The sequence below is a fragment of the Streptomyces sp. NPDC052721 genome, assembly GCF_040678315.1.
Lineage (GTDB): Bacteria > Actinomycetota > Actinomycetes > Streptomycetales > Streptomycetaceae > Streptomyces.
In genome coordinates this window covers 45,099-62,961 of record NZ_JBFATL010000006.1, presented here as the reverse complement: position 1 = coordinate 62,961, position 17,863 = coordinate 45,099, and the positions used below count along the sequence as shown (strand labels likewise).

The following is a 17,863-nucleotide window of genomic DNA, read 5'->3' as shown; positions in this document are numbered from 1 at the left end:
CCTCAGCCGTCCGGCTCCAGGTCCTCCTCCTCGAACACCAGCAGCGTGCGGGTGCTGAGCACCTCGGGGATCGCCTGGAGCCGGGTCAGCACCAGCTCGCGCAGCGCCCGGTTGTCGGGCGTGTGCACCAGCAGCAGCACATCGAAGTCGCCGCCCACCAGGGCGATGTGGGAGGCGCCGGGCAGTTGCCTGAGCTGCTCGCGCACCGTGCGCCAGCTGTTCTGGACGATCTTCAGTGTGATGTACGCCGATGTGCCGTGACCCGCCCGTTCATGGTCCACGCGCGCGCTGAACCCCCGGATCACCCCGTCCTCGACGAGCCGGTTGATGCGCGCGTAGGCGTTGGCGCGCGAGACGTGGACGCGCTCGGCGACCGACCGTATCGAGGCCCGGCCGTCCGCCTGGAGGATCTTCAGGATGTCCTGGTCGATGGCGTCCAGGGGGCGCGGCGGCGGCGCGGTGCCGTCCGGCGGCCCGCCAGCCATTTGTTCAGCTCCCATGTCCCCCCGCTTCCTCGCCGTGGACGTCCTGCGGTCATTCCAGGCTGTGGAGAACCGTTTGTCCACAGCCTGAAGGCACCTGTAGCCAAAATGTGCCGACGACCGAACAATCGGTTGGTGAGGCGGGTCACAGGCGACGCGCCTCCCGTAGCCACTCCCACGAGGAGGTGCCGTCATGACGGTTCTGGAGCAGCGGGGCGCGTACCGGCCATCGCCGCCGCCCGCCTGGCAGCCCCGTATGGACCCCGCGCCGCTGCTGCCCGACGCCGAGCCCTACCGCGTCCTCGGCACCGAGACGGCCGGCAAGGCCGACCCCGACCTGCTGCGCCGGCTGTACGCGCAGCTGGTGCGCGGGCGCCGGTACAACACGCAGGCCACCGCCCTCACCAAGCAGGGCCGGCTCGCCGTCTACCCGTCCAGCACCGGCCAGGAGGCCTGCGAGATCGCCGCCGCCCTCGCCCTGGAGGAGCGCGACTGGCTCTTCCCCAGCTACCGCGACACGCTCGCCGTCGTCGCCCGGGGCGTGGACCCCGCAGAGGCCCTCACCCTGCTGCGCGGCGACTGGCACAGCGGCTACGACCCCTACGCCCACCGGGTGGCCCCGCTCAGCACCCCGCTCGCCACCCAGCTGCCGCACGCCGTCGGCCTCGCCCACGCCGCCCGCCTCAAGGGAGACGACGTGGTCGCGCTGGCCATGGTCGGCGACGGCGGCACCAGCGAGGGCGACTTCCACGAGGCGCTGAACTTCGCCGCCGTCTGGCAGGCACCGGTCGTCTTCCTGGTGCAGAACAACGGCTTCGCCATCTCCGTCCCGCTCGCCAAGCAGACCGCCGCGCCCTCCCTGGCCCACAAGGCCGTCGGGTACGGCATGCCGGGCCGGCTGGTCGACGGCAACGACGCCGCGGCCGTGCACGAGGTCCTCAGCGACGCCGTACGGCACGCGCGCGCGGGCGGCGGCCCGACCCTGGTGGAAGCGGTGACGTACCGCGTCGACGCCCACACCAACGCCGACGACGCCACCCGCTACCGGGGCGAGGCCGAGGTCGCGGCGTGGCGCGCCCACGACCCCATCGAGCTGCTGGAACGCGAACTGACCACGCGCGGACTGCTGGACGACGCCGGCATCGAGGCGGCCCGCCAGGACGCCGAGACGATGGCCGCCGCTTTGCGGGAACGCATGAACCGGGACCCCGGACTCGACCCCATGAACCTCTTCGACCACGTCTACGCCGAGACCACCGCGCAACTGCGCGAGCAGCGCGCCCTGCTGCGGGCCGAGCTGGAGGCCGAACAGGAGCAGCACGGCGAGCCCGGCGCCCGGGAAGGCGGCGCCCGATGACCACCGTCGCCGTCAAGCCCGCCACCATGGCGCAGGCCCTCACGCGCGCGATGCGCGACGCGATGGCCGCCGACCCGACCGTGCACGTCATGGGCGAGGACGTCGGCACCCTCGGTGGGGTCTTCCGCGTCACCGACGGGCTCGCCAAGGAGTTCGGCGAGGACCGCTGCACCGACACCCCCCTCGCCGAGGCCGGCATCCTCGGCACCGCCGTCGGCATGGCCATGTACGGCCTCAGGCCCGTCGTGGAGATGCAGTTCGACGCCTTCGCGTACCCGGCGTTCGAGCAGCTGATCAGCCATGTGTCCCGGATGCGCAACCGCACGCGCGGCAGGATGCCCCTGCCGATCACCGTCCGCATCCCCTACGGCGGCGGCATCGGCGGCGTCGAGCACCACAGCGACTCCTCCGAGGCCTACTACATGGCGACGCCCGGGCTCCATGTCGTCACCCCCGCCACCGTCGCGGACGCCTACGGGCTGCTGCGCCAGGCCATCGCCTCCGACGACCCGGTCGTCTTCCTGGAACCCAAGCGGCTGTACTGGTCGAAGGACAGCTGGAACCCCGAGCAGCCGACGGACGTCGAGCCCATCGGCCGGGCCGTGGTCCGCCGGACCGGCCGCAGCGCCACGCTCATCACCTACGGCCCCTCGCTGCCGGTCTGTCTGGAGGCCGCCGAAGCCGCCCAGGCCGAGGGCTGGGACCTGGAGGTCGTCGACCTGCGCTCCCTGGTGCCGTTCGACGACGAGACGGTCTGCGCGTCCGTCCGGCGCACCGGCCGCGCCGTCGTCGTCCACGAGTCCACGGGGTTCGGCGGTCCGGGTGGCGAGATCGCGGCCCGCGTCACCGAGCGCTGCTTCCACCACCTGGAGGCGCCGGTGCTGCGCGTGGCCGGGTTCGACATCCCGTACCCGCCGCCCATGCTGGAGCGGCACCACCTGCCCGGCGTCGACCGCATCCTGGACGCCGTGGCCCGGCTGCAGTGGGAGGCCGAGGGCTGATGGCTCAAGTGCTGGAGTTCAAGCTTCCCGACCTCGGTGAAGGACTCACCGAGGCGGAGATCGTCCGCTGGCTGGTCCAGGTCGGTGACGTGGTCGCCGTCGACCAGCCGGTGGTCGAGGTCGAGACGGCCAAGGCGATGGTCGAGGTGCCCTGCCCGTACGGCGGCGTGGTCACCGCCCGCTACGGCGAGGAGGGCACCGAACTGCCCGTCGGCGCCCCGCTGCTGACGGTGGCCGTGGGCGAACGGGAACCGGAGCCGGAGGGTTCCGGTAACGTCCTGGTGGGCTACGGCACCCAGGCCCCGGCGGCACGCCGGCGCCGGGTACGGGCGGGCACGGGTGCGGCCGACGGACACAGCGTCCGGCGCGCGGCCGACGGCATCGGGCAGGCGGCGCCGACCGGAGCCCCGGGCAACGGGCAGGCCGCCCGGCACGGGACCGCCCGGGCCGACGCTCACGCCCCCGCGCGCGTGGCCGCACCGGCGGTGGCACAGACACCCGCCTCCGCAGCCACGCCCACCGCCGCACCCACTACGCACACCGAGGGCCCGGTCCCCGTGATCTCCCCCCTCGTGCGCAAGCTCGCCCGGGACAACGGCGTCGATCTGCGGCGGCTGGCCGGGTCGGGGCCGGACGGGCTCATCCTGCGCGCTGACGTGGAGAACGCGCTGCGGGCCGGGGCCGCACCGGTCCGTACGGCCGAGGAGCCGGCCGTACGGACCCCCGTGGCGGCCGTCGCGCAGGGCGGCGGGACCCGGATCCCGCTCAAGGGCGTGCGCGGTGCCGTCGCCGACAAGCTCTCCCGCAGCCGCCGGGAGATCCCGGACGCGACCTGCTGGGTCGACGCCGACGCGACGGAACTCGTGCGCGCACGCGCCGCGATGAACGCGGCCGGAGGCCCGAAGATCTCCCTCCTCGCGCTGCTCGCCCGCATCTGCACGGCCGGCCTCGCCCGTTTCCCCGAGCTGAACTCCTTCGTCGACACCGAGGCCCGCGAGGTGGTCCGGCTCGACCAGGTCCACCTCGGGTTCGCCGCGCAGACGGAACGCGGCCTGGTCGTGCCGGTCGTCCGGGACGCCCACGCGCGTGACGCCGAGTCGCTGACCGCCGAGTTCGCCCGGCTGACCGAGGCGGCCCGCACCGGGACGCTGACCCCCGGGGAACTCACCGGCGGGACCTTCACGCTGAACAACTACGGCGTCTTCGGCGTCGACGGCTCCACCCCGATCATCAACCACCCCGAGGCGGCCATGCTCGGCGTCGGCCGCATCGTCCCCAAGCCGTGGGTGCACGAGGGCGAGCTGGCCGTCCGCCAGGTCGTCCAGCTCTCGCTCACCTTCGACCACCGGGTGTGTGACGGCGGCACGGCGGGCGGCTTCCTGCGGTATGTGGCGGACTGCGTGGAACAGCCGGCGGTGCTGCTGCGCACCCTGTGAGACCCGGCTTCCTGTGAGACACAGGTTCGGAAGGAGGAACCGGCAGGACATACTCGGAGGGTGACCGACACCGCCCCCGCCGATCCCGGGGCCCCTGCTTCCGGGAGCCCCGCGCCGTACGACGCCGTCGTGCTGGCCGGCGGAGCCGCCCGGCGGCTCGGCGGGACCGACAAGCCGGCGCTCCGGGTCGGTGGCCGCGCGCTGCTCGACCGGGTGCTCGCGGCCTGCGCGGACGCCGGGACGACCGTCGTCGTGGCCACGCCCCGGCCCACCGCCCGCCCCGTGCGCTGGGCGCGTGAGGAGCCGCCCGGCGGCGGGCCGGTCGCCGCGCTGGAGGCCGGCCTGCGGCTCACCACCGCCGGACACACCGTCGTTCTCTCCGCCGACCTGCCCTTTCTGGACCAGCCCACCGTCCGACGCCTGGTGACCGCCCTTCAGGAGACCGAGGCCGACGGTGCGCTGCTCACCGACGCCGACGGCCGAGACCAGCCGCTCGTGGCCGCCTACCGCACCGCCGCCCTGCGCCGGGAGCTGACCGCTCTCGCCGCCGCGCACGGCGGCCTCAGCGGGCTGCCGCTGCGCCGGCTGACCGGTGCCCTGCGCCTCACCCGCTTCCCGGACCCGCTCGCCTCCTTCGACTGCGACACCTGGGACGACATCGCGACGGCCAGGGCACGCATCAGGGAGCATGGGTCCGTGTTGGATGAATGGATCTCCGCAGTCAAGGACGAGTTGGGCATCGAACTGGACGTCGACACCGGCGTCCTCCTCGATCTGGCCCGGGACGCCGCGCACGGCGTGGCCCGGCCCGCCGCCCCGCTGACCACCTTCCTCGTCGGCTACGCCGCAGCCCAGGGCAAGGGCGGCCCCGAGGCCGTCGCCGAGGCCGCGCGCAAGGCCGCGGCGCTGGCGCTGCGCTGGGAGGAAGACAGCGGTGGGGGCACCACGGACGCGAGGAGCGGGGGCCCGAGCGCCCCGGACGCCGGATGACCGCCCCCGGCACCCGGGCCGAGGCGTCCGCCGAAGACACCGACGACCTCGACGTCGAGGAGGCTCTGGCGCTCGTGAGGGATGCCCACCGGGAGCCCCGGGACGACAGCACGGACGGCGGCGCCGGCCGGGCGACCGCCCCGGCCGCCCGGTCGACCGGTGAGCGGTCCGCAGAACGGCACCGGGCCACGCCCTGGCCCCAGGCGCGGGAGACCGCCGCGCGTGCGGCGCGTTCCCGTGCCCGCCGCGCCCCCGTCTCCGTGCCGCTCGGCGACGCCCTCGGGCTGGCCCTGGCCGCGCCCCTCGACGCGCTCACCGACCTGCCCTCCTTCGACACCTCGGCGATGGACGGCTGGGCGGTCGCCGGACCCGGACCCTGGCAGGTGCGCGAGGAGGACGTGCTCGCCGGGCACGCGCAGCCCGAACCGCTCAGCGACGGCGAGGCGGTCCGCATCGCCACCGGTGCCCGCATCCCCGCCGACACCACCGCCGTCCTGCGCACCGAGCACGGCCGGATCGACGCCCAGGGCCGTCTGCACACCATCCGCGAGATGTTCCACGGCCAGGACATCCGCCCGCGCGGCCAGGAGTGCCGCAGCGGCGACCAGTTGCTGCCCGTCGGCACCCTGGTCACCCCCGCCGTCCTGGGCCTCGCCGCGGCGGCCGGCTACGACACGGTCACCGTCGTGCCCCGGCCCCACGCCGAAGTCCTCGTCCTGGGCGACGAGTTGCTCACCGAGGGCCTGCCGCACGACGGGCTGATCCGGGACGCCCTCGGCCCCATGCTGCCGCCCTGGCTGCGCGCGCTCGGCGCCGACGTGATCGCCGTACGCCGGATCGGCGACGACGCCAAGGCCCTGCAGAAGGCGGTCACCCGCTCCGCCGCCGACCTGATCGTCACCACGGGCGGCACCGCGGCAGGACCGGTCGACCACGTCCACCCGATCCTGGAACGCGTCGGCGCCGAACTCCTCGTCGACGGGGTCAAGGTGCGCCCCGGCCACCCCATGCTGCTGGCCCGCACCAAGGACCACCAGCACCTCGTCGGCCTGCCCGGCAACCCCCTCGCGGCCGTCTCCGGCCTGCTCACCCTCGCCGAACCGCTGCTGCGGACGCTCGCCGCCCATCCCGCCCCCGAGCCGTACACGCTGCCGCTCAGGGAGGCGGTGCACGGGCACCCGCACGACACCCGGCTCGTCCCCGTGGTGCTGCGCGGTGACCACGCCATGCCGCTGCACTACAACGGTCCGGCCATGCTCCGGGGCATCGCCGCCGCCGACGCGCTGGCCGTCGTACCGCCGGGCGGGGCCCGACAGGGTGAGGAGGCCGAGCTGCTGGACCTGCCCTGGGCGACCGCCGGAATCGGGGTGTGTTTCACGTGAAACTGCCGGGCCATGACGCCATCGCCCGCCAGGCGGGCGAACATCTGGTGACCCATCGGGTGCAACTTCCGAGAAAAGTGGTGGAGCGTCCGATCCGCCAGGTCGTCAAGCGGCTGATCATGGCCCTGGTGGTGCTGGTCGCCACCGCGCTGGTCGTCTACGCCGACCGCGAGGGCTACCGCGACAGCTCCGACGGCCCCGTCGATCTGCTCGACGCGTTCTACTACGCGACCGTCACCCTCTCCACCACCGGATACGGCGACATCACCCCGGTCAGCGACGGCGCCCGGCTCACCAACATCCTCGTCATCACGCCCCTGCGCGTGCTGTTCCTGATCATCCTGGTCGGCACCACACTGGAGGTCCTCACCGAACGCACCCGTGAGGAATGGCGCCTGAACCGCTGGAGGTCCACCTTGCGCGACCACACCGTCGTCATCGGCTTCGGCACGAAGGGACGGTCGGCCATCCAGACCGTCTGCGCGACCGGGCTGAAGAAGGAGCAGGTGGTCGTGGTCGACCCCAGCTCCAAGGTGATCGACGCGGCCACCGCCGAGGGCTACGCCGGCGTCATAGGCGACGCCACCCGCAGTGACGTGCTCAAACGGGCCGAGGTGCACAAGGCCCGGCAGATCATCGTCGCCCCGCAGCGCGACGACACCTCCGTCCTCGTCACGCTGACCGCCCGCCAGCTCAACCGGACCGCCAAGATCGTGGCGGCGGTGCGCGAGGAGGAGAACGCCCCGCTGCTCAAGCAGTCCGGCGCCGACGCCGTCATCACCAGCTCCGGCGCGGCCGGCCGCCTGCTCGGCCTGTCCGTGCTCAGCCCCGCGGCCGGCATGGTCATGGAGGACCTGATCCAGCAGGGCAGCGGGCTGGACCTCGTCGAACGGCCGGTGGTCCGCGGCGAGGTCGGCAAGACACTGCGCGAGACGGACGACCTGGTGGTGAGCGTCGTCCGCGGACACCGGGTGCTCGGCTACGACGACCCGTCCGTCGGCACGCTCCAGCTGACGGACCGGCTCATCACCATCGTCCGCGCCACCCCCGAAACGCGGGTCACCCCGGACATCCGCCCCCTGCCGCCGGGGTGACCGGCCCCTGGGGGAGTAGCGTCACCGGCATGCATGCGATCACGATTCCCGAACCTGGTGGTCCCGAGGCGCTGGTCTGGGACGAGGTCCCCGATCCGGTGCCCGGCGAGGGCGAGGTGCTGGTCGAGGTGGTGGCCAGCGCCGTCAACCGTGCCGACATCCTGCAGCGCCAGGGCTTCTACAACCCGCCTCCCGGCGCCTCCCCCTACCCCGGCCTGGAGTGCTCCGGCAGGATCGCCGCACTCGGCCCCGGCGTCTCCGGCTGGGCCGTCGGCGACCAGGTGTGCGCGCTGCTCGCGGGCGGCGGTTACGCCGAGAAGGTCGCCGTACCGGCCGGGCAGCTGCTGCCCGCGCCCGAGGGCGTCGACCTCACGCGCGCCGCCGCACTGCCCGAGGTCGTCTGCACGGTCTGGTCCAACGTGTTCATGGTCGCCCATCTGCGTCCGGGCGAGACGCTGCTGGTGCACGGCGGCTCCAGCGGCATCGGCACCATGGCGATCCAGCTCGCCAAGGCCGTCGGCGCCAGGGTCGCGGTGACCGCCGGGACGAAGGAGAAGCTCGGCCGGTGCGCCGAACTGGGCGCGGACGTGCTGATCAACTACCGCGAGCAGGACTTCGTCGCCGAGATCAAGCAGGCCACCGGGGGTGCGGGCGCCGACGTCATCCTCGACAACATGGGCGCGAAGTACCTGGACCGCAATGTCCAGGCGCTCGCCGTCAACGGACGCCTCGCGATCATCGGCATGCAGGGCGGTGTGAAGGGCGAGCTGAACATCGGCACGCTGCTCAGCAAGCGGGCCGCGATCAGCGCGACCTCGCTGCGCGCCCGCCCGCTGGAGGAGAAGGCGGCCATCGTCGCCGCCGTACGCGAGCACGTGTGGCCGTTGCTCACCGCCGGGCACGTCCGCCCGGTCGTGGACCGCGAGCTGCCGATGCCGGAGGCGGCCGAGGCGCACCGGCTGGTGGAGGCGAGCGGCCACATCGGCAAGGTGCTGCTGGTCGCGCCGTAGCGGGGACGGTGCGCGGCGGTGCCGCGAGGTCCGGGCGGTCAGCTCTTGCGCAGTCGCAGGCCCAGGAGGGCCAGCCCCAGGCCCAGGCCGATGAGGACCAGACCGCTGCCCAGCGGGAGGATCCGCAGGAACGGCTCCGTGGGGGCCTCGCCCTGCTGGGATGCCTGCTCGGCGGCGGGCCCCTGCGGGGAACCGGTGGCATCGGGGCCGGTCTCCAGGGGCGACGGGGAGACACTCGGCACCTCCGCGGTCTCCGGCTCCTCCGGCTGGGCGGCGGGGGTGGCGGGCGGGGGGTCGTCGTCGCCCTCCTCCTCGATCTGCGGCCCGTCCGGCCGGCCCGGCCGCATCCGTCCCTCACCGGCCCGGCTGCCCGCCCGGGACGGCTCCACGGAGGCGAGGGGGCGATAGGGGTGGACCGACGCCGAGGCGGAGTCGGACGGCATCGCAACGGCGGCGGACGCGTCCTCCGAGGACGTCTCGTCCGGGGATGTCTCCTCCGGGTCCGGGGACGCCTCCTCCGGGGACGTCTCGTCCGAGGACGCCTCCTGCGGTGGACCCTGGCCCGGGCGTCCGCGTTCCGGGGCGGCGTGTTCCGGGGCCGCGCCCTCCCTGATTCCCTGCCGTGTTCCAGCCTGCTCCCGGTGTCCGGTGGTGGACGGGCGGGCGGTGTCCGGCTCCGCGGCCAGGACGGTCGTACCGCCGTACGCGATGGCCGTGCCGTGCGCCGGCAGGGCCGTCGCCGTGAGGACGACCAGCAGCCGGAGACAGCGCAACGTGAGTCGTGGGCGTGCAGTCACGTCGGTGACCTCCCGGTGCCCAGGTGCCGTGACCGATGGAAAACCGACGGGAACAAGCCTCACATTCCATGGCAAAGAAGGCATTCCAGGTTAGGCCGTCGGGTCTAAACGGTGGATCAGCCCCACAAGGGGGCACCACGGTGATGAGGTGGTGGCGTGCGAGAGAATGGCGGCATGGAGATGCCGAGGAACGAACGGTCGCAGGGGAATCCCCAGATCCTCGTCGTGGGTCAGGACGGGATGGCGCTCGGTGGTGGCGACGGGCACGAGGACTCCCGTGAGACCCCGGTGACGGAGCAGGTGGAACAGCCGGCCAAGGTCATGCGGATCGGCAGCATGATCAAGCAGCTCCTGGAGGAGGTGCGGGCGGCTCCCCTCGACGAGGCCAGCCGGGTGCGACTGAAGGAGATCCACGCCAGCTCGGTGAAGGAGCTGGAGGACGGTCTGGCCCCCGAGCTGGTCGAGGAACTGGAGCGGCTCTCCCTGCCGTTCACCGACGACGCCACCCCGAGCGACGCGGAACTGCGGATCGCGCAGGCACAGTTGGTGGGCTGGCTGGAGGGCCTGTTCCACGGGATCCAGACGACGCTGTTCGCCCAGCAGATGGCCGCGCGGGCCCAGTTGGAGCAGATGCGCCGCGCGCTCCCGCCGGGCGTGAGCGGCCACGAGGGCGGCGACGACCAGCACACGGCCGGTCGCTCGGGCGGGCCGTACCTGTAAGCCCCGCCGGCTCGGCCGGACACACCAAGGGCCCGGCGGACGACCGCCGGGCCCGACCTGTACCCGGAACCGCCGGGGGCGGCTCACTGCGGCGGGTTGCCCGTCGACACTCTCAGCTCGATGGTGCCCACGTCGTCCTGATCGACGTCGGTGCCCTGGGCGGGGAACTGGTCGAGGACGGTCCCCTCGCCCCAGGTGTTGTCGTTCTCGTGCTTGATGTCCCACTTCCAGCCCGCGGCCTGCAGGCACTCCTTCACGGAGCCGATGTCCTTGTACCGGAAGTCGGGCAGCTCGATCTTGTCCGGGTCGCTGTAGGACTCCTGCGGATCGGTGCACTTGGTCTTGTCGATCCGCCGGGTGGTGTCCGGACCGCGGTAGCCCGCCCGGTGGGACGCGGACGCGGAGGCGCTCGATCCGCCGCTGCCGCCCTTGGCGTCGTCGCCGGTGTTCCTCAGCGTGAGCGCGACGATCAGGCCGACGGCCACGACGGCCGCCACCGCTACCGAACCGACGATCACCGGCCGCCTGCTCCGGCCGCCGCCGCCGGGCCGGCCGGCCTGCTGTGGCGCCATCGTGTACGGCGGCTGGGCCGGGGCGGCGCCCTGCGGGCCGTAGCCCACGGTAGGCGTCTGGTAGCCGCCCTGCTGCGGGTAGCCGTAGGCCGGGGCGGGCGTCGGGTGGCCGTACGGGTTCGGGACCGGTGCCGGAGCCGGCTGGTACGGCGTCTGCACCTGCCCGTGCGGGGCCGGGGTCGCCTGGTCGACCGGCGGGAACACCGCGGAGCCGACACCCGAGCCGCTCTGCGTCGGACCGGCGCCCGGCACGATGCTCGGCGGGACCGCCTGGAAGGAGGCCGCGACCCGCAGGCACTCGTCGCGCATGGACTCGGCGGTCGGGAAGCGCTCGTTCGGGTTCTTCTTCAGCGCGCGGGCGACCAGCGCGTCCACGGCGGGCGGCAGCGCGCGGTTGACCGAGGAGGGCGCCACCGGCTCCTCCTGCACATGCGCGTACGCGATGGCCAGCGCCGAGTCCGCGTCGAACGGCAGCCGCCCGGTGACCAGCTGGAACAGCATGATGCCGACCGAGTACAGGTCGGAGCGGGCGTCCACGCCGCGGCCGAGGGCCTGTTCGGGCGAGAGGTACTGCGGCGTGCCGACGACCATGCCGGTCTGGGTCATCGAGGTGACGCCGGACTGCATGGCGCGGGCGATGCCGAAGTCCATGACCTTGACCACGCCCCGCTTGGTCACCATCACGTTGCCGGGCTTGATGTCGCGGTGGACCAGCCCCTTCTCATGGCTGATCTCCAGGGCCGCGAGCACATCGGCGGTGACCTTCAGGGCCTTGTCGGCGGGCATCGCGCCGTACTGCCGGACGTCCTCCTCCAGCACGGAGCCCAGCGGCCGGCCCTCGACGTACTCCATGACGATGTACGGCGTCGCCATGCCGTTCAACTCGTCCTCGCCCGTGTCGAAGACGGAGACGATGTTGGTGTGCGTGAGCTTGGCCACGGCCTGCGCCTCGCGGCGGAAGCGTTCCCGGAAGGCCTGTTCCCGGCCGAGTTCGGTGTGGAGCGTCTTGATGGCCACCTGGCGGTCCAGCACGGCGTCGTACGCGAGGTGCACGGAGGCCATGCCGCCCTCGCCCAGCAAGTCGCGCAGCTGGTAGCGGCCCCCGGCCAGCGCCTGCCCCGCGTACCGGCCGTGTGCGCCGTCCTGGCTCATCTCTCCGCGTCCCCCACCGGCCGTGCGGCGCCGTCAGCCGGCGGACAGGCCTTGATCGAATGTGTCATTCCCGGCCAAGTCTGCCGGAGGGCACTGACACGTCAAGCTCGGTGCCCGTTCCGTGACCGTACGCGCAAGAAGCGTCGTGCAAGCGTTACAGGGGACGTACGACCGGCGCACAGAATTTGCACGACAGCACGTGCTAGAGGTTTCATGACCGGTCCGTCTCGGGTCGGTCCCGGTTGCCGTTCCGAACCGGTGGCCCCCGCGGAGGCTGTAGCGTGGCGGACGGAGACCGTAACAACACCGCGCGCACCGCGGGCAGAAACGACGGCGAGGACTGATGGCACAGACGCAGCGCTCTCAGGGCCCGTCCGACCCCGAGGCGACTGGCGGCGGCATGTCAGACGCGCCGGAGCTGTGGGGCAACGGCGGGCTCGTCGGCGACGGCCGGTACCGGCTCACGCACCGGCTGGGCCGGGGCGGCATGGCCGAGGTGTTCGCGGCCGAGGACGTCCGCCTGGGCCGGACGGTCGCGGTCAAGCTGCTCCGCGCGGACCTGGCCGAGGACCCCGTCTCCAAGGCCCGTTTCACCCGCGAGGCACAGTCGGTCGCCGGCCTGAACCACCACGCGATCGTCGCCGTGTACGACTCCGGCGAGGACATGGTGGGCGGCCAGTCCGTGCCGTACATCGTCATGGAGCTGGTCGAGGGCCGCACCATCCGCGATCTGCTGATGAACGCCGAGGCGCCGGGCCCCGAGCAGGCCCTGATCATCGTCTCCGGTGTGCTGGAGGCGCTCGCCTACTCGCATCAGCACGGCATCGTCCACCGTGACATCAAGCCGGCGAATGTGATCATCACCCACAGCGGTGCCGTCAAGGTGATGGACTTCGGCATCGCCCGCGCCCTGCACGGCGCGTCGACGACGATGACGCAGACCGGCATGGTCATGGGCACCCCGCAGTACCTCTCTCCGGAGCAGGCGCTCGGCAAGGCCGTCGACCACCGCTCCGACCTGTACGCCACCGGCTGCCTGCTGTACGAACTCCTCGCGCTGCGGCCCCCGTTCACCGGCGAGACCCCGCTGTCGGTGGTCTACCAGCACGTCCAGGACATGCCGGTGCCGCCGTCGCAGGTCTCCGACGGGACCTGTCCGCCGGAGCTGGACGGCCTGGTCATGCGCTCCCTCGCCAAGGAGCCCGACGACCGGTTCCAGACGGCCGAGGAGATGCGCGGGCTCGTCCAGTACGGCCTGCAGATGCTCTACGACCAGGGCGGGCACACCGGCACCTGGAACACCGGCCCGGTGGAGACGCACGACGGCCGGCAGACCCCGGCGGGCGGCTTCGCCGGGACGACCGTCATGCCGCACCCGGCGGACGCCTCGGGCACCGCGCAGATCCCCCAGCCGATCCTGCCCGCGGGCTACGGCAGCGGCGACGACGGCGGCTTCGAGGGGCACGGCAACAAGGGCAGCGGACGCGGCAAGCTGTGGCTCCTCGCCGTGTTCGCGGTCATCGCCATCGCGGCGGGCGTGGCGCTGGCCCTGAACGGCGCGGGCGGCAGCGGCGGCAAGGACACCGACATCCAGCCGACGAAGACGCAGTCCAAGAACACGAAGGACGAGTCGCCCTCCCCGTCCCCGACCGACGAGAACACCGACCAGCCCTCGGACCCCGAGACGAACACCGGCTCGGACACGGGCACCGGCTCCGGCTGGCCGCCGGCGGCCACGCCGTCGTACACCCCGTCGAAGACGGCCAGTTCCACCCCGAGCACCGAGCCGTCGCAGCCGCAGACCTCGCAGTCGCAGCCCACGGACCCGACGAACGGCGGCACGGACGCGGGCACCGACGACGGCGGCACGGACGCCGGTACGGGTACTGACGACGGCGGCACGGACGCGGGCACCGGCGACGCCGGCACCACCGAGGGCACCACGACGGACGGCACCACGGGCACCACCACCGGTTGAAGGACACCCACGGCGGCCGGGACGGCGTCACCTTGAGGTGACGCCGCCCGCCGCAGGAAAGCCCCTTGTCGCGCGCGTTCATCGCCGGCCGTGGCTCATTGCACGAACGCGTCGCACACCGCGTCGTACTCGCGGGTCCACCACACCGCGAGGGCCGACGCGGCCGGGAACTGCGTGTCCGCGCGCGTGTCGCCGCGCTCGTAGTGCCAGCGCAGCATCCAGAAGTCGTTCAGCCGCTCCCACCACACCCGGTGCACGGCCGCCGCCAGCTCCGAGGGCGTGGCGCCGGCCGCGCGCCGGTACGCGCGCGCGTAGGCACGCACTTTCGGCAGGTCCAGGGTCCCGCCGGGCGCCACGAAGAAGATCACGGCGGCGCGTACGGCCTCCTCCGCGCGCGGCTGCACACCGAGCCGGTCCCAGTCCACGATGGCGGCCGGGGCGTCGTCCTTGTAGAGCAGGTTGAACGGGTGGAAGTCGCCGTGCACCCAGCCCACCGAACCGCCGCGCGGCGGGCGCCGGTCCGCGTGCTGTTCCAGGAGCGCGCGGCGTTCCAGCAGCCGGTGCCGGGCGAGTTCGTCGAAGGCGTCGGCGGGGCGGTGCCGGCGCACATGGGCGAGCAGGTCGTCGATGAGGGCGAAGGTGTCGGCCGGGTCCGCGCTCTCCACCGGGTGGGGGCTCGTCGCCGGGCGCGTGCGCCCCTTGGGTGGCATCACGCGCTCCAGACAGGCGTGCACGGCGCCCAGAAGCGCCCCCAGGCGCGCGCTCTGCCCGCGGGTGAGCTGGCCGCCGTGCCGGTGCCTGCCGTCGATCCAGGGATGCAGGGCGTAGGCGTGGCCGCCGACGACGGCGACCGTGCGGCCCTCACGGTGCGCGAGCGGTACGGCGACCGGGACGCCGAGAGCGGCGAGGCGCTGGGTGGCCAGGTGCCGGCGTTCGATGGCGGCCGGGTCGGCGGTGTCCGGGTCGAAGTGGTGCTTGAGGAAGTAACGGCCGCTCGTGGTGCACAGCCGGTAGCCGCGGTTGAGCAGGCCCTGGTCGACCGGCTCACAGGTGAGGGCGGTACCCGCGGCGTACAGGCGGAGCAGGGCGCCCAAGGGGAGTGCGTGGGGCACGGGGGGTGGTACACATGAGCGCGGCACGCGCCAGATGGTAGGGCACGCGCAGCCCCTGTGAGCTGGGGCTTGTCACAGGCAGTCGCTGACGGTCGCTTTCGGTCACGAGGTGGGCGCTTGCGTCTCCGTGCGAGCGGCGCCGAGGGCCTCGTCGGGATGCGGCCGGGGGCCTCGTCCGTTCGTGGCCGAGTGTCTCATCCGTATGCAGTAGAAATACCGCGACTTTTCCGTCTTCGTGTGCGAGGCCGGTCTCACATGAAACTCTTCCCGTGACCTGGGTGCGCGGGATAACGTGCGGGTGCTCCGGACTGCCGCAAGGCTGTGACCAGCGCGCTTTCACACCACCTCGATTTACTTGGAAATCCAAGCAAAATCGCAGGTCAAACGGGGTTTCACAGAAATGTGGGGCACTGGGTAACGTGATGGTTGCAGGGCGCTCGCCGGGGCACCTGTCACGCCTGTTCCCGGCCGAGTGGCACCCACCCCGTGCCCGGTGGTCGAAACAGGTGAGCCGCACTGGCCTACCGGCAACCCCGGGGGCCGGAACGACGGAGGAGCACACGTGACCGTGGAGAGCAGTGCCGCGCGCAAGCCGCGACGCACCGCCGCAGGCAAGGCCGGCACCACCGGCGGCAAGACCGGCACCACCGGCGCCGCGACCGGAGCCACCGGCACCAAGCGCACCACCCGTACCACCCGCAGCACTGTCAAGAAGAGCACCGACCCGGAGCTCGTACAGCTGCTGACGCCGGAGGGCAAGCGGGTCGAGAACGCCGAGTACGACGCCTACGTCGCCGGCATCACCCCCGAAGAGCTGCGCGGTCTGTACCGCGACATGGTGCTCACCCGCCGCTTCGACGCCGAGGCCACCGCCCTGCAGCGCCAGGGCGAACTGGGTCTGTGGGCCTCCCTGCTGGGCCAGGAGGCCGCCCAGATCGGCTCCGGCCGGGCCACCCGCGAGGACGACTACGTCTTCCCGACCTACCGGGAGCACGGCGTCGCCTGGTGCCGCGGCGTCGACCCGGCCAACCTGCTCGGCATGTTCCGCGGCGTGAACAACGGCGGCTGGGACCCGAACAGCAACAACTTCCACCTGTACACGATCGTCATCGGCTCCCAGACGCTGCACGCCACCGGCTACGCGATGGGCGTGGCCAAGGACGGCGCGGACTCGGCGGTCATCGCCTACTTCGGCGACGGCGCCTCCAGCCAGGGCGACGTCGCGGAATCGTTCACCTTCTCCGCGGTCTACAACGCCCCCGTGGTGTTCTTCTGCCAGAACAACCAGTGGGCGATCTCCGAGCCGACCGAGCGCCAGACCCGCGTCCCGCTCTACCAGCGCGCGCAGGGCTACGGCTTCCCCGGCGTCCGGGTCGACGGCAACGACGTCCTGGCCTGCCTCGCGGTCACCAAGTGGGCGCTGGAACGCGCCCGCAACGGCGAGGGCCCGACCCTGGTGGAGGCGTACACCTACCGCATGGGCGCCCACACCACCTCCGACGACCCCACCCGCTACCGGGGCGACGAGGAGCGGCTGGCCTGGGAGGCGAAGGACCCGATCCTGCGTCTTCGCCGGTACCTGGAGGCATCGAACCACGCGGACGAGGGATTCTTCGCGGAACTCGAGACCGAGTCCGAGGCGTTGGGCAGACGAGTGCGCGAAGCGGTCCGCGCCATGCCCGACCCGGACCACTTCGCCATCTTCGAGAACGTGTACGCGGACGGGCACGCGCTCGTCGACGAGGAGCGCGCCCAGTTCGCCGCCTACCAGGCGTCGTTCGCCGATGAAGGGGGTCACTGACATGGCCGAGAAGATGGCGATGGCCAAGGCCATCAACGAGTCGCTGCGCCGTGCCCTGGACGCCGACCCCAAGGTCCTGATCATGGGTGAGGACGTCGGCAAGCTCGGCGGCGTCTTCCGTGTGACGGACGGACTGCAGAAGGACTTCGGCGAGAGCCGGGTCATCGACACCCCGCTCGCCGAGTCCGGCATCGTCGGCACCGCGATCGGTCTGGCCCTGCGCGGCTACCGCCCGGTGGTGGAGATCCAGTTCGACGGCTTCGTCTTCCCGGCCTACGACCAGATCGTCACCCAGCTCGCCAAGATGCACGCCCGCTCGCTGGGCAAGGTCAAGCTGCCGGTCGTCGTCCGCATCCCCTACGGCGGCGGCATCGGCGCGGTCGAGCACCACTCGGAGTCGCCGGAAGCGCTGTTCGCGCACGTGGCCGGCCTGAAGATCGTCTCCCCGTCCAACGCGTCGGACGCCTACTGGATGATGCAGCAGGCCATCCAGAGCGACGACCCGGTGATCTACTTCGAGCCCAAGCGGCGCTACTGGGACAAGGCCGAGGTCGACTTCGAGGCGATCCCCGCCCCGCTGCACAAGGCGCGCGTGGTCCGCGAGGGCACGGACCTCACCCTGGCGGCCTACGGCCCGATGGTGAAGCTCTGCCAGGAGGCGGCGGACGCGGCGGCCGAGGAGGGCAAGTCCCTGGAGGTCCTGGACCTGCGCTCGGTCAGCCCCCTCGACTTCGACTCCGTCCAGGCCTCGGTGGAGAAGACCCGCCGCCTGGTCGTGGTGCACGAGGCACCGGTGTTCTTCGGCTCCGGCGCGGAGATCGCCGCGCGGATCACCGAGCGCTGCTTCTACCACCTGGAGGCACCGGTCCTGCGGGTCGGCGGCTACCACGCCCCGTATCCGCCGGCGCGCCTGGAAGAGTCGTACCTGCCGGACCTGGACCGTGTGCTCGACGCCGTCGACCGCTCGCTGGCGTACTGA

At 72.7% G+C, this 17,863-nt stretch carries 15 protein-coding genes; 11 read left to right on the top strand and 4 right to left on the bottom strand.

Features of this window, described 5'->3' with window-relative positions; translation table 11 throughout:
* Nucleotides 1–2: 2 nt before the first annotated feature.
* A complete protein-coding gene (locus AB0L21_RS08390) occupies nt 3–485 on the bottom strand; it encodes an Lrp/AsnC family transcriptional regulator (protein ID WP_365700068.1) in 483 nt (160 codons plus the stop codon).
* 190 nt (nt 486–675) lie between these two features.
* On the opposite strand from AB0L21_RS08390, the gene pdhA (AB0L21_RS08385) reads away from it, so the two are divergent.
* Genes pdhA (AB0L21_RS08385) through AB0L21_RS08355 form a run of 7 tightly spaced genes read left to right on the top strand, consistent with a single transcriptional unit; the run spans nt 676 to nt 8,752 of the window.
* Nucleotides 676–1,839: a pyruvate dehydrogenase (acetyl-transferring) E1 component subunit alpha gene (pdhA, locus tag AB0L21_RS08385; RefSeq protein WP_365782909.1), complete on the top strand. Its 1,164-nt coding sequence runs from the start codon at nt 676–678 to the stop codon at nt 1,837–1,839.
* Nucleotides 1,836–2,840: an alpha-ketoacid dehydrogenase subunit beta gene (locus tag AB0L21_RS08380; RefSeq protein ID WP_365782907.1), complete on the top strand. Its 1,005-nt coding sequence runs from the start codon at nt 1,836–1,838 to the stop codon at nt 2,838–2,840. Before pdhA (AB0L21_RS08385) ends, AB0L21_RS08380 begins: the two co-directional genes overlap by 4 nt.
* On the top strand, nt 2,840–4,276 hold the full coding sequence (locus AB0L21_RS08375) for a dihydrolipoamide acetyltransferase family protein (RefSeq protein WP_365782905.1): 1,437 nt from the start codon (nt 2,840–2,842) through the stop codon (nt 4,274–4,276). Before AB0L21_RS08380 ends, AB0L21_RS08375 begins: the two co-directional genes overlap by 1 nt.
* 60 nt (nt 4,277–4,336) lie before the next feature.
* Nucleotides 4,337–5,266, top strand: coding sequence for an NTP transferase domain-containing protein (locus AB0L21_RS08370; RefSeq protein ID WP_365782903.1), 930 nt, complete (start codon nt 4,337–4,339; stop codon nt 5,264–5,266).
* Nucleotides 5,263–6,648 carry a molybdopterin molybdotransferase MoeA gene (locus tag AB0L21_RS08365; protein WP_365700058.1) on the top strand — a complete coding sequence of 462 codons (1,386 nt, stop codon included), beginning with the start codon at nt 5,263–5,265 and terminating at the stop codon, nt 6,646–6,648. The genes AB0L21_RS08370 and AB0L21_RS08365 overlap by 4 nt, the downstream gene beginning before the upstream one ends.
* Nucleotides 6,645–7,742, top strand: a complete 1,098-nt coding sequence (locus AB0L21_RS08360; RefSeq protein ID WP_365782901.1) for a potassium channel family protein — start codon at nt 6,645–6,647, stop codon at nt 7,740–7,742. Before AB0L21_RS08365 ends, AB0L21_RS08360 begins: the two co-directional genes overlap by 4 nt.
* Before the next feature lie 29 nt (nt 7,743–7,771).
* Nucleotides 7,772–8,752, top strand: a complete 981-nt coding sequence (locus AB0L21_RS08355) for an NAD(P)H-quinone oxidoreductase (protein WP_365782899.1) — start codon at nt 7,772–7,774, stop codon at nt 8,750–8,752.
* A 38-nt stretch (nt 8,753–8,790) separates the two neighbouring features.
* On the opposite strand, the gene AB0L21_RS08350 is transcribed toward AB0L21_RS08355, so the two are convergent.
* On the bottom strand, nt 8,791–9,549 hold the full coding sequence (locus tag AB0L21_RS08350) for a hypothetical protein (RefSeq protein ID WP_365782897.1): 759 nt from the start codon (nt 9,547–9,549) through the stop codon (nt 8,791–8,793).
* Nucleotides 9,550–9,723: 174 nt separating this feature from the next.
* Between AB0L21_RS08350 and AB0L21_RS08345 the strand changes: the two genes are divergently transcribed.
* The gene (locus tag AB0L21_RS08345; RefSeq protein ID WP_365700050.1) at nt 9,724–10,269 is read left to right on the top strand and encodes a bacterial proteasome activator family protein; all 546 of its coding nucleotides are present in this window, start codon (nt 9,724–9,726) and stop codon (nt 10,267–10,269) included.
* Between the two features lie 83 nt (nt 10,270–10,352).
* On the opposite strand, the gene AB0L21_RS08340 is transcribed toward AB0L21_RS08345, so the two are convergent.
* Entirely contained in the window at nt 10,353–11,993 is a 1,641-nt protein-coding gene (locus tag AB0L21_RS08340; protein ID WP_365782895.1) for a protein kinase, read from the bottom strand.
* A 343-nt stretch (nt 11,994–12,336) separates the two neighbouring features.
* Here AB0L21_RS08340 and AB0L21_RS08335 point away from each other — a divergent pair, with 343 nt between their 5' ends.
* Entirely contained in the window at nt 12,337–13,971 is a 1,635-nt protein-coding gene (locus AB0L21_RS08335) for a protein kinase (protein ID WP_365782893.1), read from the top strand.
* Between the two features lie 95 nt (nt 13,972–14,066).
* On the opposite strand, the gene AB0L21_RS08330 is transcribed toward AB0L21_RS08335, so the two are convergent.
* Entirely contained in the window at nt 14,067–15,083 is a 1,017-nt protein-coding gene (locus AB0L21_RS08330) for a phosphotransferase (RefSeq protein ID WP_365782891.1), read from the bottom strand.
* Nucleotides 15,084–15,645: 562 nt separating this feature from the next.
* Here AB0L21_RS08330 and pdhA (AB0L21_RS08325) point away from each other — a divergent pair.
* Together pdhA (AB0L21_RS08325) and AB0L21_RS08320 are read left to right on the top strand one after the other, a co-directional pair.
* Nucleotides 15,646–16,884 carry a pyruvate dehydrogenase (acetyl-transferring) E1 component subunit alpha gene (pdhA, locus tag AB0L21_RS08325; protein ID WP_365700042.1) on the top strand — a complete coding sequence of 413 codons (1,239 nt, stop codon included), beginning with the start codon at nt 15,646–15,648 and terminating at the stop codon, nt 16,882–16,884.
* A 1-nt stretch (nt 16,885) separates the two neighbouring features.
* Nucleotides 16,886–17,863 carry an alpha-ketoacid dehydrogenase subunit beta gene (locus tag AB0L21_RS08320; RefSeq protein ID WP_031026172.1) on the top strand — a complete coding sequence of 326 codons (978 nt, stop codon included), beginning with the start codon at nt 16,886–16,888 and terminating at the stop codon, nt 17,861–17,863.

Bases quoted from the DNA above. Each gene is read 5' to 3' on its own strand.
- AB0L21_RS08320 (WP_031026172.1), top strand. From the start codon at position 16,886: ATGGCCGAGAAGATGGCGATGGCCAAGGCCATCAACGAGTCGCTGCGC.
- AB0L21_RS08335 (WP_365782893.1), top strand. From the start codon at position 12,337: ATGGCACAGACGCAGCGCTCTCAGGGCCCGTCCGACCCCGAGGCGACT.
- AB0L21_RS08355 (WP_365782899.1), top strand. From the start codon at position 7,772: ATGCATGCGATCACGATTCCCGAACCTGGTGGTCCCGAGGCGCTGGTC.
- pdhA (WP_365782909.1), top strand. From the start codon at position 676: ATGACGGTTCTGGAGCAGCGGGGCGCGTACCGGCCATCGCCGCCGCCC.
- AB0L21_RS08390 (WP_365700068.1), bottom strand. From the start codon at position 485: ATGGCTGGCGGGCCGCCGGACGGCACCGCGCCGCCGCCGCGCCCCCTG.
- AB0L21_RS08345 (WP_365700050.1), top strand. From the start codon at position 9,724: ATGGAGATGCCGAGGAACGAACGGTCGCAGGGGAATCCCCAGATCCTC.
- AB0L21_RS08340 (WP_365782895.1), bottom strand. From the start codon at position 11,993: ATGAGCCAGGACGGCGCACACGGCCGGTACGCGGGGCAGGCGCTGGCC.
- AB0L21_RS08375 (WP_365782905.1), top strand. From the start codon at position 2,840: ATGGCTCAAGTGCTGGAGTTCAAGCTTCCCGACCTCGGTGAAGGACTC.
- AB0L21_RS08380 (WP_365782907.1), top strand. From the start codon at position 1,836: ATGACCACCGTCGCCGTCAAGCCCGCCACCATGGCGCAGGCCCTCACG.
- AB0L21_RS08365 (WP_365700058.1), top strand. From the start codon at position 5,263: ATGACCGCCCCCGGCACCCGGGCCGAGGCGTCCGCCGAAGACACCGAC.